Source organism: Caballeronia sp. DA-9 (assembly GCF_051615025.1).
Lineage (GTDB): Bacteria > Pseudomonadota > Gammaproteobacteria > Burkholderiales > Burkholderiaceae > Caballeronia > Caballeronia sordidicola.
The window spans coordinates 88,337-102,269 of sequence record NZ_CP195133.1 but is presented as its reverse complement, the minus strand read 5'-3'; the positions used below and the strand labels follow the sequence as shown (position 1 = coordinate 102,269).

Genomic DNA, 13,933 nt, shown 5'->3' with positions numbered 1-13,933 from the left:
GATTGCATGACCGAATTTCAGAACGCCGAACAACAGTTATCGAAGTTTCGCCTGCGCGTGGCAGCCGCCGGCCTGTTCGTGTTCGTCTGCTTTGGGCTGATCGGCCTGCGCTTCCTGTACCTGCAGGTCTGGCATTTCAGCAAATACTCACTGCAAGCCGACGAAAACCGCATCTCGGTCGCGCCCATCGTGCCGAACCGCGGGATCATCACGGACCGCAACGGCGTCGTGCTCGCCAAGAATTATTCGGCGTACACGCTGGAAATCACGCCATCGAAGATCAACACCACGCTCGACGATGAAATCGACCGCATCGGGACCGTGATTCCCGTCGATGCGCGCGACCGGCGGCGCTTCAAGAAGCTGCTGGAAGACTCGAAGAACTTCGAGAGCCTACCTATCCGCACCCGTCTCACCGACGAAGAGGTCGCCCGTTTCACTGCGCAGCGCTTTCGCTTCCCCGGCGTGGAAGTGCGCGCGCGGCTATTCCGTCAATATCCGCTGGGGCCGACGGCGGCGCACGTGATCGGGTATATCGGGCGGATTTCGCAACGCGACCAGGAGCGTATCGACGAAGCGAGCGACCAGAACGACGCCGATACCGATCACTACGATCCGCGCCTGGACGCGAACAATTACAAGGGCACCGATTACATGGGCAAGATCGGTGTCGAGCAAAGCTACGAGACCGAGTTGCATGGGCTGACGGGCTTCGAGGAAGTGGAAGTGACGGCGGGCGGCCGGCCGGTTCGCACGATGTCGCGTACGCAAGCCACGCCGGGGAACAACCTGGTGTTGTCGCTGGATATCGGTTTGCAGCAGGTCGCCGAGCAGGCGTTCGCGGGCAAGCGTGGCGCGCTGGTGGCAATCGAACCATCGACGGGCGACGTGCTCGCGTTCGTGTCGGCGCCGAGCTTCGACCCAAATTCGTTTGTCGATGGTATCGACCAGCAGACCTGGGATTCGCTCAACAATTCGCCCGATCACCCGCTGTTGAATCGCCCGCTGCACGGCACGTATCCGCCGGGTTCGACCTACAAGCCGTTCATGGCGCTGGCCGCGCTGACGCTGCACAAACGCACGCCGGGCTGGGGTTTCCAGGATCCGGGCTCGTACACGTTCGGCGGCCACACCTTCCGCAACGACGTGCGCGCGGGTCAGGGCTGGGTCGACATGAATCGCGCGATCGTGGTCTCCAACGACACGTATTTCTACATGCTGGCCCATGATCTCGGCGTGAACGCGATGGCCGGCTTCATGAAGCCGTGGGGCTTCGGGCAGATCACGGGTATTGATATCAACGGCGAAGCGCGCGGCATTCTTCCGTCCACGGAATGGAAGAAGAAGGCATATCGCAAGCCCGAACAGCAGCGCTGGTATGAAGGCGAGACGATCAGCCTCGGGATTGGGCAAGGGTATAACTCGTTCACCATTTTGCAGCTCGCGCACGCCACGGCGACACTCGCCAATGACGGTGTGGTGATGAAGCCGCACCTGGTTAAGGAAGTCGAGAACCCCATCTCGAAGGCCGTGCGTCTCACGGTGCGCGCGCCCAGCGACAAGATTGCCGTGAAACAGGCCGACATAGACTTCGTCAAGCGCGCAATGGAAGGCGTGGTGACCAACGGCACCGCGGTAAAGATCTTCCGCGGCGCGCCTTATCTGTCGGCCGGCAAGACGGGGACCGCGCAGGTCTATTCGTTGCAGGGCGCGAATTATTCGGGTCACGCGACCGCCGAGCATTTGCGCGACCACGCGTTGTATATCGCGTTCGCACCGGCTGAGCATCCGACTATCGCGATTGCGCTGATTGTCGAAAACGGCGGCTGGGGCGCGGAATCGGCAGGCCCGATTGCACGGAGAGTGCTCGATTATTACCTCGTCGACCGGCTGAAACCTGGCGCGGAAGCGGCGGCCGTGGCGGCGGCGGCTTCGGCGACGGAAGGCGCTACGGCGCCCGTGATTGGCGGCTCGCAGTCGGCAGTGGACGCGGCGTTGCCGGCATCGGTGGCGGCTGCATCGCCGGCGTTCAATCCGGCGGCGGCGTCGGCGCCTGGTGCGGCGTCGAATGCGGCAGCGGCTTCACCGGCTGTGGCGGGTTCATCGGCTTCATCGGCTTCAGCTTTGGCGGCGTCATCGGCTTCTTCTGCCGAAGCAGGCAGCGCGGCTTCGGCTGCGGCGCCCGCAGCGCCGGTCGCGCCTCCGTCGCCGGCTGCAATGATGCTGCGCGCGCTCGCAACACCCCATGCACCTATCCTGCCCGTCGCAACCGAAGCGCGCGAAACGCCGCGCGCCAGCGGCAACGCAAGCAATGGACAGAAGGAAACAGCGCCGGTATCGAATGCGAAGGAAGCGCGCAAGGCGTCGCCCGCGCCCGTACCCGCGCCCAAACCGCCGAAGGAACCTGCGCCCACTGCGGCGATTCCTCGCAATAACGGCAAGAACCCCATTCAAACGTTGACGCCATCTGGCGGCATCGACGAGTAGACGAGAAGGAGAACCGCCATGCAAGCGATGCAGTTCGACAAGCGCGCCTGGCTGGACCGCACGAAGCGCATGTTCGCGGGTTTCGACAAACCGCTCGCGCTGATTGTGTTCCTGCTGCTGTGCGTTGGAATCGTGACGCTGTACAGCGCGAGTCTGGATGTGCCCGGGCGCGTCGAGGACCAGTTGCGCAACATCATGCTGACGTTCGGGCTGATGTGGATTCTCGCCAACGTCCCGCCGCCCACGCTGATGCGTTTCGCCGTGCCGCTCTACACGTTCGGCATGGCGTTGCTGATTGCGGTCGCCATGTTCGGGCTGACGCGAAAAGGCGCAAAACGCTGGCTGAATGTGGGCGTTGTCATCCAGCCGTCCGAGATCATGAAGATCGCCATGCCGCTCATGCTCGCGTGGTATTTCCAGCGGCGCGAAGGACAGATACGGTGGTGGGATTACATCGTCGGCTTTCTGATCTTGCTGTTGCCGGTAGCGATCATCGCGAAACAGCCCGATCTCGGAACGGCCGTGCTCGTGTTCGCAGCGGGCATATTCGTGATCTACTTCGCCGGTTTGAGCTTCAAGTTGATCGTGCCGGTGCTGATTGCTGCGGTGCTGGTGGTGGCGAGTATTGGCGTCTTCCAGGAGCGGATTTGCCAGCCGGAAGTGAACTGGCCGCTCATGCACGATTATCAAAAGCACCGCATCTGCACGCTGCTCGATCCGACTTCCGATCCACTCGGAAAAGGCTTTCACACCATTCAGGCGGTGATCGCCATTGGATCGGGCGGAACGTTCGGCAAAGGCTGGTTGAAGGGCACGCAAGCGCATCTGGAGTTCATTCCGGAGAAACATACCGACTTTATCTTCGCGGTGTTTTCAGAGGAGTTCGGGCTTGCCGGCGGCCTTGTGCTGCTCTTTCTCTACATGGCGTTGATTGCGCGCGGATTGTTTATCGCGGCGAACGGGGCGACGCTATTCGGCCGATTGTTGGCCGGGTCGCTGACCATGGCGTTCTTCACCTACGCGTTCGTGAACATTGGCATGGTGAGCGGAATCTTGCCGGTGGTCGGCGTGCCGCTGCCATTCATGAGTTACGGCGGTACGGCGCTGACCACGCTTGGGGTCGCGGTCGGCCTGATCATGAGCGTGTCGCGACAGAAGCGATTGATGAAAGCGTAACCGTTGTGTTGATGCGAAAAGCCCGCGACTTTGACTGATGATGGTTGAGCGTCGCGGGCTTTTGTTTTACTGCGGCCGTTCGTGGGAAAGCTCTGCGCTCAGTTGCTGATACTTCAACTTTGCCGCTGGATCGCCCTGCGCGGCCGCCGCCGCGTAATACGCGCGCGCCACGTTGATGTTCTTCTGCACGCCGTCGCCGCCGCGCTCATAGAACGATCCCGCCACGTATTGCGCGGTCATGTCGCCGCCTTCGGCCGCCTTCTTGTACCAGGCGAAGGCCTGGGCGTTATCGCGCGGGGTGCCGCGGCCATCGAGGAACTGATTCGCCAACGCAAGCTCCGCTTGCACGTGTCCCTGGTTCGCCGCACGCAGAAACCAGCGATGCGCCTCAGCCGGATCACGATCCACAAACTGGCCGTCATCGAACATCTTGCCGTAGACGAACTGCGCTTGCGTCATGTTGGCATCGGCGGCTTTGCGCAGCCATTTCTTGCCTTCGGCGACATCAGCAGGGCCGCCCTCGCCGTTCACCAGCATCATGGCGTAATTGAATTCGGCGAGACGGCTGCCCTTCTTGGCCGCGCGAAGAAACTCCGAGCGCGCCGCACCGAAATTGCCGGCGTTGTAATCGGCGACGGCGTTTTGCGTAGCCATGTCGCTGCCCTTCACCGTCTGTGCGTTTGCCGCGCCATATGTCAGCATCAACGCTACACAAACCGCGCCCAATAATCCGGGTTTCATGCCCTCGCCTCCTGCAACGCCTGACGCGTCGCCTTTAACAACCAGCTCACATCCGACGACAGCGCAATCACCTTCACGCCAGCCTCTGCGTATTGCCGTGCGCTCGCGGCATCGAGCGCAAAAATGCCGCTCGCAATGCCAGCGGTTTTCGCTGTATCGATAATCTTCGTGATCGCCTTCTGCACGTCGGGATGTTTCGAATCACCGAGATGCCCGAGGCTCGCGGCAAGATCCGCCGGCCCGATAAACAGGCAATCGACGCCGGGCGTCGCGGCAATCGCTTCGACGTTCGCGAGCGCGAGTTCTGACTCGATCTGCACGATGGTCGATATCTGCGCATTCGCCGACGTCACATAGTCGCGCCGAACGCCATAAGCCGCCGCGCGCACCATGCCGGCCGCGCCACGCAGGCCGTCGCGCGCATCGGCGTTCGGATATTGCGTCAGCCGCACGGCGTGAGCCGCCTCTTGCTCCGTCTCCACGTTCGGGAACATCAGCGTGCGCGCGCCGGCGTCGAGTACGCGCTTGACCAGCCAGCCATCATGCGCGGGCACGCGGACAATCGGTTCGGTCGGAAGATGCGCTGCAGCAATCGCGCGGAGTTGCGAAACGACGTCCTGGCTGTCGTTTGGAGAATGCTCCATATCGATGCAAAGCCAGTCGAAGCCCGCGTGCGCGACGGCTTCGGCAACGTCCGCGCAACCGAGCGACAACCACATGCCGTATAGCGTGCCGGGCTCGCTGAAACGTTGTTTGAGGAGATTGGTGTAGGTGCTCATGGCGTGATCCTCGCTGGATCAGCCGTGGCGGAAGCATTCGCTGGCATGTCTCGCTCCGTTAGCCTGTCGCTGAGATGCGCCGCAGCAAAGCGCGCGGCGTGTTCAACATCTTCAACGATCATACCGTGACAAAAGCGAAGCCGCGGAGAGCGGCGGCGTTGCGACCGAACCGCGTCAGACGCCTTCGACGTCAGCCCAGCAATTTGGCGTTTCGTACAGGCGAATGCGTTTGAGTTTCAGATTGACGCCGTAATGGGCGTCGTAGACGCCGGAGAGAATCCGGAACGCCTCGGCCGCGAGATTTTCGACCGTGGGAATGCGGTCGAGCACAACGGTCTTGTGATCCGCCATTTGCTCGAGGAAGCCGCGCACGATTTCGTCGCGTGCATACACAATGAACGCATGGTCCCATTTGTTGACCAGGTGTTCCATGGCGAGCGCCTTGACGTCGGCGAAGTCCATCACCATGCCGCGATCCGGCGCGCCTTCGGTTTCGACGAGTTCACCCTGCAGCGTGATTTCCAGCACATACCGATGACCGTGCAGATTACGGCACTGGCTGCGGTGATCGGGGATGCGGTGGCCCGCATCGAATTCGAGTTTTCGGGTAATCGTCTGCACGTCGGCTCAGCTTGGGTGATTCGCGTTAGGGGATGTTGAGGTATTTGTGTGTCTGCATGGACAGTCGCCATTGCGGATGCCGCTTGCACCAGTCTATGGCGAGCTTCGTGTTCATGTCGCGCGAAGGACCGTCCATGGGCTGCACGAGGAAATAGTCGAAGTCGAGCTTCGCGTAATCGGCGAGCGGCTGGTTGTCTTGCGGCACCACGACCTTCAACTCGTTGCCCTTGGTCACAACCAGCGGCGCGCCCGCTTTCGGGCTCACGCAAATCCAGTCGATGCTGTCCAGCACCGGCAGCGATCCATTCGTTTCGATCGCCATTTCAAAGCCCGCGGCGTGCAGTGCATCCACAAAAGACTGATCGATTTGCAGCATGGGTTCGCCGCCCGTGCAGACCACGAACTTGTGCGCTTCGCCCTGCGGCCACTGCGACGAAATCATTGCCACCAGATCAGCCGGCGTTTTGTATTTGCCGCCGTTCTCGCCGTCCGTGCCGACAAAATCCGTATCGCAAAACTGGCAGGCCGCTTCCGCGCGATCTTCCTCGCGGCCGGACCAGAGGTTGCATCCGGCGAAGCGGCAGAACACGGCGGGGCGGCCGGCATTCGCGCCTTCGCCCTGCAACGTGTAGAAGATTTCCTTTACTGCATACGTCATGATCAGACTGGTTCCGTGGTGACTTGCTCACCCGATTGATAAGCCTCGAAGCCGCGCTTGCGCAGCTTGCACGCCGGACATTGGCCGCAGCCAAAACCCCACGCGTGCAACTCGGCGCGCTCGCCGACGTAACACGTGTGCGTTTCCACCCGCACGAGTTCCACCAGTGCTTCGCCGCCGAGCTGTTCGGCCAGACGCCAGGTGTCGGCTTTATCGAGCCACATGAGCGGCGTTTCGAGCAGGAAGCGGCTGTCCATGCCGAGATTGAGCGCGACTTGCAGCGCCTTCATGGTGTCGTCGCGGCAATCCGGATAGCCCGAAAAATCCGTTTCGCACATGCCGCCCACCAGCACTTTCAATCCCCGCCGATACGCAATGGCCGCCGCGATCGTCATGAACATGAGGTTGCGTCCTGGCACGAACGTGTTGGGCAAACCATTCGCGGTCGCTTCGATCTCGATCTCGCGTGTCATGGCCGTGTCGCTGATGGCGCCGAGCACGGACAGGTCGATGGTGTGATCGTCGCCGAGCCGGTCGGCCCACTTCGGGAACTGCTGTTTAAGCGATGCCCGGAAGCCCTCGCGACATTCGAGTTCCACGCGATGCCGCTGCCCGTAGTCGAACCCGAGCGTCTCGACGGTTGAAAAGCGGTCGAGCGCCCAGGCGAGACATGTGGCCGAATCCTGGCCGCCGGAAAACAGCACCAGCGCGCTGTCTTTAGCGTCTGTTCGAGTCACCGTGAAACTCCTGGTTGGTTGCGCATGATCTGGCTAACGATCAAAGTTCATTGCACATCAGCCAAGTCCTTGAAGAACCAAGGATTTTAGCATGTCGCTGTTTCGACGGCATTGTCGGCGCGCAATGGAAAAGGCCCGGAAACCTTTCGGTTTCCGGGCCTTTTTGCAACTGTGGTGGCCTGGGACGGAATCGAACCATCGACACGCGGATTTTCAATCCGCTGCTCTACCAACTGAGCTACCGGGCCACGAAGAACGAAAGTATATCAAAGGGGATTATGTCGCTCAAGCGCTTTTGCCTATTTTTTTCGTGAAACGGTCGCCAGACCTTTTCAGGCGCCCGCTCTGGAAACCTTGCTGAGCATGCTCTTCAAGCTTCGCTCTTGTTCTTGCCAAGGTCCACGCCAAGCTGTTTCAGCTTCCGGTAAAGGTGCGTGCGCTCAAGTCCCGTCTTCTCCGCGACGCGCGTCATGCTGCCGTTTTCACGCGCGAGGTGATACTCGAAGTACGCACGCTCGAAGGCGTCGCGTGCATCGCGTAACGGGATGTCGAAGGAGATGGAAGCAGTCGCGCCCGCCGGATTCGCCACCGGGCTTGGAGCCACGCCATTGCCGTCGCCGCCCAGATTCAGCGACGACGCCACCGGCAATGCCGCCGACGCCGGCACCGCTGTTGCGCCCGATGGCAGCGGCGGCCGCAACGGGGTCGAAGCCACCGGCGCTGGCGCATTGCCGCGCGCGAGACCCTGCTCGACCGCCTTCAGCAACTTCTGCAGGGCAATCGGCTTCTCCAGGAAATTGAGCGCACCGATCTTCGTGGCTTCAACAGCCGTATCGATGGTCGCGTGGCCCGACATCATGATCACCGGCATGGTGAGCTTGCCCTGCGCCGCCCACTCTTTGAGCAGCGTCACGCCGTCGGTATCGGGCATCCAGATGTCCAGCAGCACGAGATCCGGCGCCTGCCGCAACCGGTACTCCCGCGCATGCTGCGCATTTTCCGCCGTCTCCACCACGTGACCTTCGTCGCTCAGGATTTCCGAGAGCAATTCCCGGATGCCCATTTCGTCGTCTACCACCAGGATGGTTGCCATTTACGCTGCCCTTGTCTGCACTAATGCTTTTGCCGTTCCATGACCCGCCGCCGCCGTGGGCGGCGGTGCGCCCGGTTCGGCGGTATCGTCCGCGAGTTGCAGGAACAAAATCGAGATCTGCGCGCCTTCGATCACGTCCGCAGTCTTCGAACGATTGCGGATGTCGATGCGGGCGCCATGCTCGTCGACGATCTTCTTCACCGTTGCAAGACCCAGACCCGTGCCCTTTGCCTTCGTGGTGACATAGGGCTCGAATGCACGCGAGAGAATTCGCGCTGGAAAACCAGGACCGTTGTCCGATACCGTCAGCCGCACCGCCACGCGGGCATGTCCGGAAGCATCGGGGTCGCCATATTCTACTGTCTTCGTTTCAAGCAGCACGCGCGGCTCGGCAACATCGGCGACCGCGTCCTGTGCGTTTTGCAACAGGTTGTGAATCACCTGTCGCAGTTGCGTGGCGTCGCCGCGGATCACGGGCAGTTTTGTCAGCTCGACATTGATCGGGCTCTTGCCTTCTTCAATGCCATACAGCGTCAGCACTTCGGCCACGAGGTCATTGAGCTGCAGATTGCCCAGCACCGCTGGCGGCGTGCGCGCGTATTCGCGGAAATCGTCGACCATCTGCTTCATGGCCTGAACCTGATTCACGATGGTCGTGGCGCCCCGCTTGAGCACGTCGGCGTCGGCGGGCGCGAGTTTATCGGCGAGCTTCATTTGCAGGCGTTCCGCCGATAGCTGAATTGGCGTGAGCGGATTCTTGATCTCGTGCGCAAGCCGCCGCGCGACTTCGCCCCACGCAACGGAACGCTGCGCCGAGATGACGTCCGAGATGTCGTCGAAAACGACTACGTAGCCGGTGGTTTCGGCATCGTCGGCATCGCTTTCGGTCAATGTCAGCAATTGCGTGCCCCGGACCAGCAAGGTCAGCGGATCGGTCTCGCCCGGCACGGGAACCGCAAGTTGTTGCTGCCAATGTCCGCGATCGCCGATAGGCCTGCCGCTACCGCTCGCGGCTGCATCGCGATCCGCGAAAGCCTTGCGCACCATCGCGCCAAATTCGGCCAGCACGCCAATCTGCTCCAGCGGCAAGTTCAGCGAGCCGCTGAACGGCTGCCGGAAAATGCGTTCCGCGCCGCGATTGGCCGTGGTCAGGCGGAATTGGCGATCGAACACGAACACACCCGCCGTCAGGTTCGCAAGAATGCTTTCGAGGTATGCCTTCGAATGCTCGAGCGCGATCCGGTTGTTCTCCACCGCCGCGCGCGCCTCGGACAATTGCCGCGTCATGGCGTTGAACGACTGCGTGAGAAAACCCAGTTCATCGCGCGATTTCACTTCGCGCTTCGGCGTATAGTCGCCCTCGGCCACTTCCTTCGTGCCTTGCGCCAGAAGGAACAACGGCCGCGCGAGCTGATTGCCGAGCGCGAGCGCAAGCATCATTGCGATGAAGGTCGCGAGAAACAGCGCCAGCGTCAGCGTGCCGATATACATCTTGCGCAAACCGGTACGCCCGAGCGCCTTTTCCTGGTACTCGCGATACGCGCGCTGCACGGCGTCGGCATTGCGCGCGAGCGCGGTACTGACCGGTTGTTCGATTTGCAGGAAGCGCTCGGCCGGCTGAAGTTCGGCCGTCGAGCTATCCGGAATCTTCACGATCACGCGAAGCCTCAGCGCGCCCTTGGGCCCGGTCAGGCTCGAATCACCATCGACTTCCCCTTCAATGGCGCCGTACGGACGCCCACGCGCCTGATTGAGTTGCAGCGGCGTTGGCAGGTTGTCGGGCACGAGCGCGGCGAAATTGCTCGATGCCTGCGCGACCACGCGGACGTCGGGCGCGGTGCCGGAACCGCTTCGGGCCGGTTCGACAATTGTCGCGTCCTGCACGTTGAACTGATCGCGCAGCCGCAGCAGCGTGAGCGTGAGGCTGGTTGGATCGGCGCTCGCAAGCTGGTCGCTCATCAGGCGGCCCTTGTTCTGCAGATCCGACAACGACGCATCGAGCATGCCGCGCCCGAGATTCAGGCCGGACGTGAGCGCGGTTTCCACATTCACGTCGAACCATGATTCGATGCTTCGCGACACGAACTGATACGACACCACATAGATGATCCCGCCGGGCACCACGCCCACGAGCGCGAAGATGAACGCGAGCTTGGCGAGCAGCCGCGTGCCGAACTTGCCCTTCCTGACGCGCGTGACAATGATCAGCACGAGTCCGATCACGATCAGTATCAGCACGACCGCAACCGCGAGATTCGCGGCATAGAGCCACTGATAATAGCGATCGAAAAACTCGGTGTTCGCACTGGCGAGCGCCAGCATGACGAGCAGCAGGATGGCGGTCAGCGCGACCGTGACCACGAGCGCGCGGACCACGATGCTCGTCATGTTCGTACGGCGCAGCGGCCGGCGGCGGAGCTTATTTAGCATTGGGCGCCGCCGTGAAAGTGAACCGCTTCCAGTCGGAGGAGAGATTCCAGTCGCGGTTGTTGACCGCATCGATCTGGAACGGCTTGGGCATCAACGCAATATCCAGTTGCATGCGCACCGACGCCGTGTACGTCTCGCCGGGCCTGACCTGATTGCGATCGATCACATGCCACGATGTCACGTGCTTGATCACCGCGAGCGCTTCGGCAAGCGTGCTGAAGCCGAGCTGCAAACCACCCGTTGACACACGATACTCGCGTGTCAACGGCTGGAACGACAGCCGGATGCTTTGCGACACGCTGACCGGTTCCTCGTCGAACCAATACCAGCGTGGCCGCGCCAGGTCGAAATCAGTCGTGAAGTAGAGCGGCACACCTTTGTTCACGGCATCTTCCAGACTGCTGTTGAGATCGAAATCAAAACGCGCGTCGAGACTCCAGCCCGTGCCGTCAGCCTGCAGCGACGCGCGCTGCACGGCAATAGGATCAGCCTGCGCCGCCTCGACTGGCAGAAACGACAGCGTGAGACTCAACATGAAGCTCAGCGCAAGGCTCAACAATAGGGCCGGCAGAGTCTGGCCGGCGAGCGCGCGTCGCAGCGGAAAAAAGCGTTTGATCGTCACCGTTTCTGAAAGCGCGCGTAGAAGAATCCGTCGTGGTCCGCAAAGGCCTCCGTGTCCCGCGTCGATGTTGAACGGGTACGTTGCGCCTCGCCTGAATTGTCCGTCAGCGAGTTCGTGACCGGGTCCGGTGAATTTTGCAACAGAGCCGCGCTGGCATGGCTGGCTGTCGGCAATAATTGCCCCGGCGCGTCCAATCGTACCGCATCTTCATGCGCCTCTCCAAACCACTGCGCCTGCAACTCGCCCTCTTCGGGAAAGATCGAGCACGTTACGTAGAGCAACTCGCCGCCGGTGGCGACCAGCGGCCAGAGCGCCGCGAGGATGCGGCGCTGTTCTTCGACAAGTGCGGCAATGTCCGACGGACGCCGCAACCAGCGGATATCCGGATGACGCCGCACGATGCCCGAAGCCGAGCACGGGACGTCGGCGAGAATACGGTCGAACGGATCGCCGTCGGACCAGTCGGCGGGATTGCCTGCATCGCCGACACGAATCTCGGCTTGCACATTCAGACGCTGCAAGTTTTCGCCAATGCGCCGTGCGCGGCCCGCGTCGCTTTCGACCGCGATCATTTCAACGTTCGCCAGCTCCAGCACGTGGCCGGTCTTGCCGCCGGGCGCGGCGCACGCATCGAGCACGCGCATGCCGTCGCGCACGTTCAGCAGCTGCGCGGCGAGTTGCGCACCTGCGTCCTGGACGGAGACCACGCCGTCTGCGAAACCAGGGATCTTGTCCACGGCCATTGGCGTCTTCAGACGTACGGCATGAAGGCCGGCGGCTTCGGCTTCAATGTGCTCGCCTTTCAGGACATCGAGATAGCGCTCGACGCTCATGCGCCGCGCGTTCACGCGCAAGGTCAACGGGCCTTGCCGATTGCCCGCTTCGAGGATGTTTTCCCACTCGTCCGGCTGGCCGCGCGTTACCGCGTCGATCCACCACGCCGGATAGTTGAAGCGCGCCACCGGATCGCGCTGCACTTCGGCGAGCAAGGTCTCGCGTTCGCGCAGAAAGGTGCGCAGGACGGCGTTGACCAGACCCTTTGCAAACGCGAACTCGCGCCGCGCGGCAATGGCGTTCACGGCCTGATCGACAACAGTGAACGGCGTGTAGGCCGCGTGGGCTTCGTCGTCCACGAGCAGCGCAAACGCGCACGCCATCACATTCGATACATGCGGCGGCGGCGCCTTGCGCACCAGCTTGGCGAGCAGCGCGTCAGCAACGCCAAGGCGACGCAAGGTGCGATACGCAATGTCCTGCGTGGCGCCGCGCGATACGGCCACGTGCGTCGCGGCGATTACCGTCTGCAAAGCGGCGGGCAGCGCGGAGCCGGCGCGCACAGCGCCGACGGCTTGCGCGGCGGCGTCAAGCGCGAACGCCAGTGAATCAGGGGCAAGGTGAAGCGTGGCGAGGCGGGCGTCAGACGACGCACGGATGTTATCCGCGGGCGATACGGCGCGGCGTCGGGAAGGCTTTTCGGTCATGTCGGGGCGAAGGCGTTCGAGCCGGCCGATGCCGGTCCGCACAAACGAAGCATTGTAGCCCGTGAGCGATGCTGGCCCGAGATCGGCGAGAGCGACATTGGCCAAACGGACAAGGCCAGGGACTTCGAAGAATAAAAACGACTTAAAAGATCGGGCCCGCTGCCAGATTCGTGGCAACGGGCCCGATCAGATGCAGCCTCGGACAAAAAGCGATCACTCCATCCGGCCGGTCCGCGCCATTTCCATCAACCGGGCGACACGTTCTTCCGTAGCCGGGTGTGTGGAAAACAGATTCGCGATACCGCCGCCCGCGAGCGGATTCATGATCATCATCTGCGCGGTTGCGGGATGCTGCTCAGCCGTGGGAAACGGCGTTCCGGACGCATACGCATGAATCTTCTCAAGCGCACTCGCGAGCGCTTGCGGATCGCCCGAAATCTGCGCGCCGCCACGATCGGCTTCAAATTCACGCGCCCGCGATATCGCCATCTGGATCAGCGCGCCGGCTATCGGCGCAAGAATGGCCACCGCAATACTCGCGATCGGATTCGACGGACGTCCTTCCGAATCGCGTCCGCCGAAGAACATTGCAAAGTTCGCGAGCGCGGAAATGGCGCCGGCCATGGTCGCCGAAACCGTCGAAATCAGAATGTCGCGGTGCTTCACGTGTGCCAGCTCGTGCGCCATCACGCCCCGCAATTCGCGCTCTGACAACACACGCAAAATGCCGGTAGTCACCGCAACCGCCGCGTGCTCCGGATTACGGCCCGTTGCAAAGGCGTTCGGCGCGGCTTCGTCGATCAGATAGACCTTCGGCATAGGCAATTGTGCGCGCGTGGCCAGTTCCCGGATCATCCGGTAGAACTGCGGTGCGGTCGCTTCGTCGACTTCCTGCGCGTTGTACATCTTCAACACGAGCTTGTCCGAGAACCAGTACGAGAAAAAATTCATCGCAAGGGCGACGACCAGCGCGAGCGCCATACCCTTGCTGCCGCCGATCATCCCGCCGATCACGACAAAAAGGGCCGTGATCGCTGCCATCAGCATCGCAGTTTTGACCCAATTGAACATGTCTGAACTCCTCACCCAAATATCAATGCGCGTTTAG

The 13,933-nt window shown here is 61.9% G+C and carries 12 protein-coding genes and 1 tRNA gene; 2 read left to right on the top strand and 11 right to left on the bottom strand.

From position 1 onward, the window contains the following. Positions 1 to 6: 6 nt before the first annotated feature. Both mrdA and rodA read left to right on the top strand, forming a co-directional pair. Positions 7 to 2,487 (top strand): penicillin-binding protein 2, encoded by a 2,481-nt coding sequence (gene mrdA / locus ACRWA7_RS16630; protein WP_438395007.1) that lies wholly within the window; start codon positions 7 to 9, stop codon positions 2,485 to 2,487. 27 nt (positions 2,488 to 2,514) lie between these two features. Continuing rightward, a complete protein-coding gene (gene rodA, locus ACRWA7_RS16625; protein WP_060817777.1) occupies positions 2,515 to 3,663 on the top strand; it encodes a rod shape-determining protein RodA in 1,149 nt (382 codons plus the stop codon). A gap of 66 nt (positions 3,664 to 3,729) precedes the next feature. Here the strand turns inward: rodA and ACRWA7_RS16620 are convergent, their stop codons facing one another. From ACRWA7_RS16620 to htpX, 11 genes are all read right to left on the bottom strand, one after another. Continuing rightward, the gene (locus tag ACRWA7_RS16620; protein WP_438395005.1) at positions 3,730 to 4,404 is read right to left on the bottom strand and encodes a tetratricopeptide repeat protein; all 675 of its coding nucleotides are present in this window, start codon (positions 4,402 to 4,404) and stop codon (positions 3,730 to 3,732) included. Continuing rightward, the gene (locus ACRWA7_RS16615) at positions 4,401 to 5,183 is read right to left on the bottom strand and encodes an HpcH/HpaI aldolase family protein (RefSeq protein ID WP_438395004.1); all 783 of its coding nucleotides are present in this window, start codon (positions 5,181 to 5,183) and stop codon (positions 4,401 to 4,403) included. Before ACRWA7_RS16615 ends, ACRWA7_RS16620 begins: the two co-directional genes overlap by 4 nt. A gap of 174 nt (positions 5,184 to 5,357) precedes the next feature. Beyond that, positions 5,358 to 5,804, bottom strand: coding sequence for a 6-carboxytetrahydropterin synthase QueD (gene queD, locus ACRWA7_RS16610; protein ID WP_060817535.1), 447 nt, complete (start codon positions 5,802 to 5,804; stop codon positions 5,358 to 5,360). Positions 5,805 to 5,829: 25 nt separating this feature from the next. Next, entirely contained in the window at positions 5,830 to 6,462 is a 633-nt protein-coding gene (gene queE, locus ACRWA7_RS16605) for a 7-carboxy-7-deazaguanine synthase (protein WP_438395003.1), read from the bottom strand. A 2-nt stretch (positions 6,463 to 6,464) separates the two neighbouring features. Beyond that, complete coding sequence (gene queC / locus ACRWA7_RS16600) at positions 6,465 to 7,199, bottom strand: 7-cyano-7-deazaguanine synthase QueC (protein ID WP_060817537.1); 735 nt, start codon at positions 7,197 to 7,199, stop codon at positions 6,465 to 6,467. A gap of 172 nt (positions 7,200 to 7,371) precedes the next feature. Next, positions 7,372 to 7,447 (bottom strand) — tRNA-Phe (locus ACRWA7_RS16595). A 122-nt stretch (positions 7,448 to 7,569) separates the two neighbouring features. Beyond that, on the bottom strand, positions 7,570 to 8,292 hold the full coding sequence (gene esaR, locus ACRWA7_RS16590; RefSeq protein ID WP_060817538.1) for a response regulator transcription factor EsaR: 723 nt from the start codon (positions 8,290 to 8,292) through the stop codon (positions 7,570 to 7,572). After that, complete coding sequence (locus tag ACRWA7_RS16585) at positions 8,293 to 10,722, bottom strand: ATP-binding protein (protein ID WP_438395001.1); 2,430 nt, start codon at positions 10,720 to 10,722, stop codon at positions 8,293 to 8,295. Beyond that, a complete protein-coding gene (locus ACRWA7_RS16580; protein WP_438395000.1) occupies positions 10,712 to 11,344 on the bottom strand; it encodes a DUF4390 domain-containing protein in 633 nt (210 codons plus the stop codon). The genes ACRWA7_RS16585 and ACRWA7_RS16580 overlap by 11 nt, the downstream gene beginning before the upstream one ends. Beyond that, positions 11,341 to 12,825 carry a 16S rRNA (cytosine(967)-C(5))-methyltransferase RsmB gene (gene rsmB, locus ACRWA7_RS16575; RefSeq protein WP_438396861.1) on the bottom strand — a complete coding sequence of 495 codons (1,485 nt, stop codon included), beginning with the start codon at positions 12,823 to 12,825 and terminating at the stop codon, positions 11,341 to 11,343. The genes ACRWA7_RS16580 and rsmB overlap by 4 nt, the downstream gene beginning before the upstream one ends. Positions 12,826 to 13,038: 213 nt before the next feature. Further along, positions 13,039 to 13,896, bottom strand: a complete 858-nt coding sequence (gene htpX, locus ACRWA7_RS16570; protein WP_438394998.1) for a zinc metalloprotease HtpX — start codon at positions 13,894 to 13,896, stop codon at positions 13,039 to 13,041. Positions 13,897 to 13,933 lie beyond the last annotated feature (37 nt).

Bases quoted from the DNA above. Each gene is read 5' to 3' on its own strand.
- mrdA (WP_438395007.1), top strand. From the start codon at position 7: ATGACCGAATTTCAGAACGCCGAACAACAGTTATCGAAGTTTCGCCTG.
- rodA (WP_060817777.1), top strand. From the start codon at position 2,515: ATGCAGTTCGACAAGCGCGCCTGGCTGGACCGCACGAAGCGCATGTTC.
- ACRWA7_RS16620 (WP_438395005.1), bottom strand. From the start codon at position 4,404: ATGAAACCCGGATTATTGGGCGCGGTTTGTGTAGCGTTGATGCTGACA.
- ACRWA7_RS16615 (WP_438395004.1), bottom strand. From the start codon at position 5,183: ATGAGCACCTACACCAATCTCCTCAAACAACGTTTCAGCGAGCCCGGC.
- queE (WP_438395003.1), bottom strand. From the start codon at position 6,462: ATGACGTATGCAGTAAAGGAAATCTTCTACACGTTGCAGGGCGAAGGC.
- esaR (WP_060817538.1), bottom strand. From the start codon at position 8,292: ATGGCAACCATCCTGGTGGTAGACGACGAAATGGGCATCCGGGAATTG.
- ACRWA7_RS16585 (WP_438395001.1), bottom strand. From the start codon at position 10,722: ATGCTAAATAAGCTCCGCCGCCGGCCGCTGCGCCGTACGAACATGACG.
- rsmB (WP_438396861.1), bottom strand. From the start codon at position 12,825: ATGACCGAAAAGCCTTCCCGACGCCGCGCCGTATCGCCCGCGGATAAC.
- htpX (WP_438394998.1), bottom strand. From the start codon at position 13,896: ATGTTCAATTGGGTCAAAACTGCGATGCTGATGGCAGCGATCACGGCC.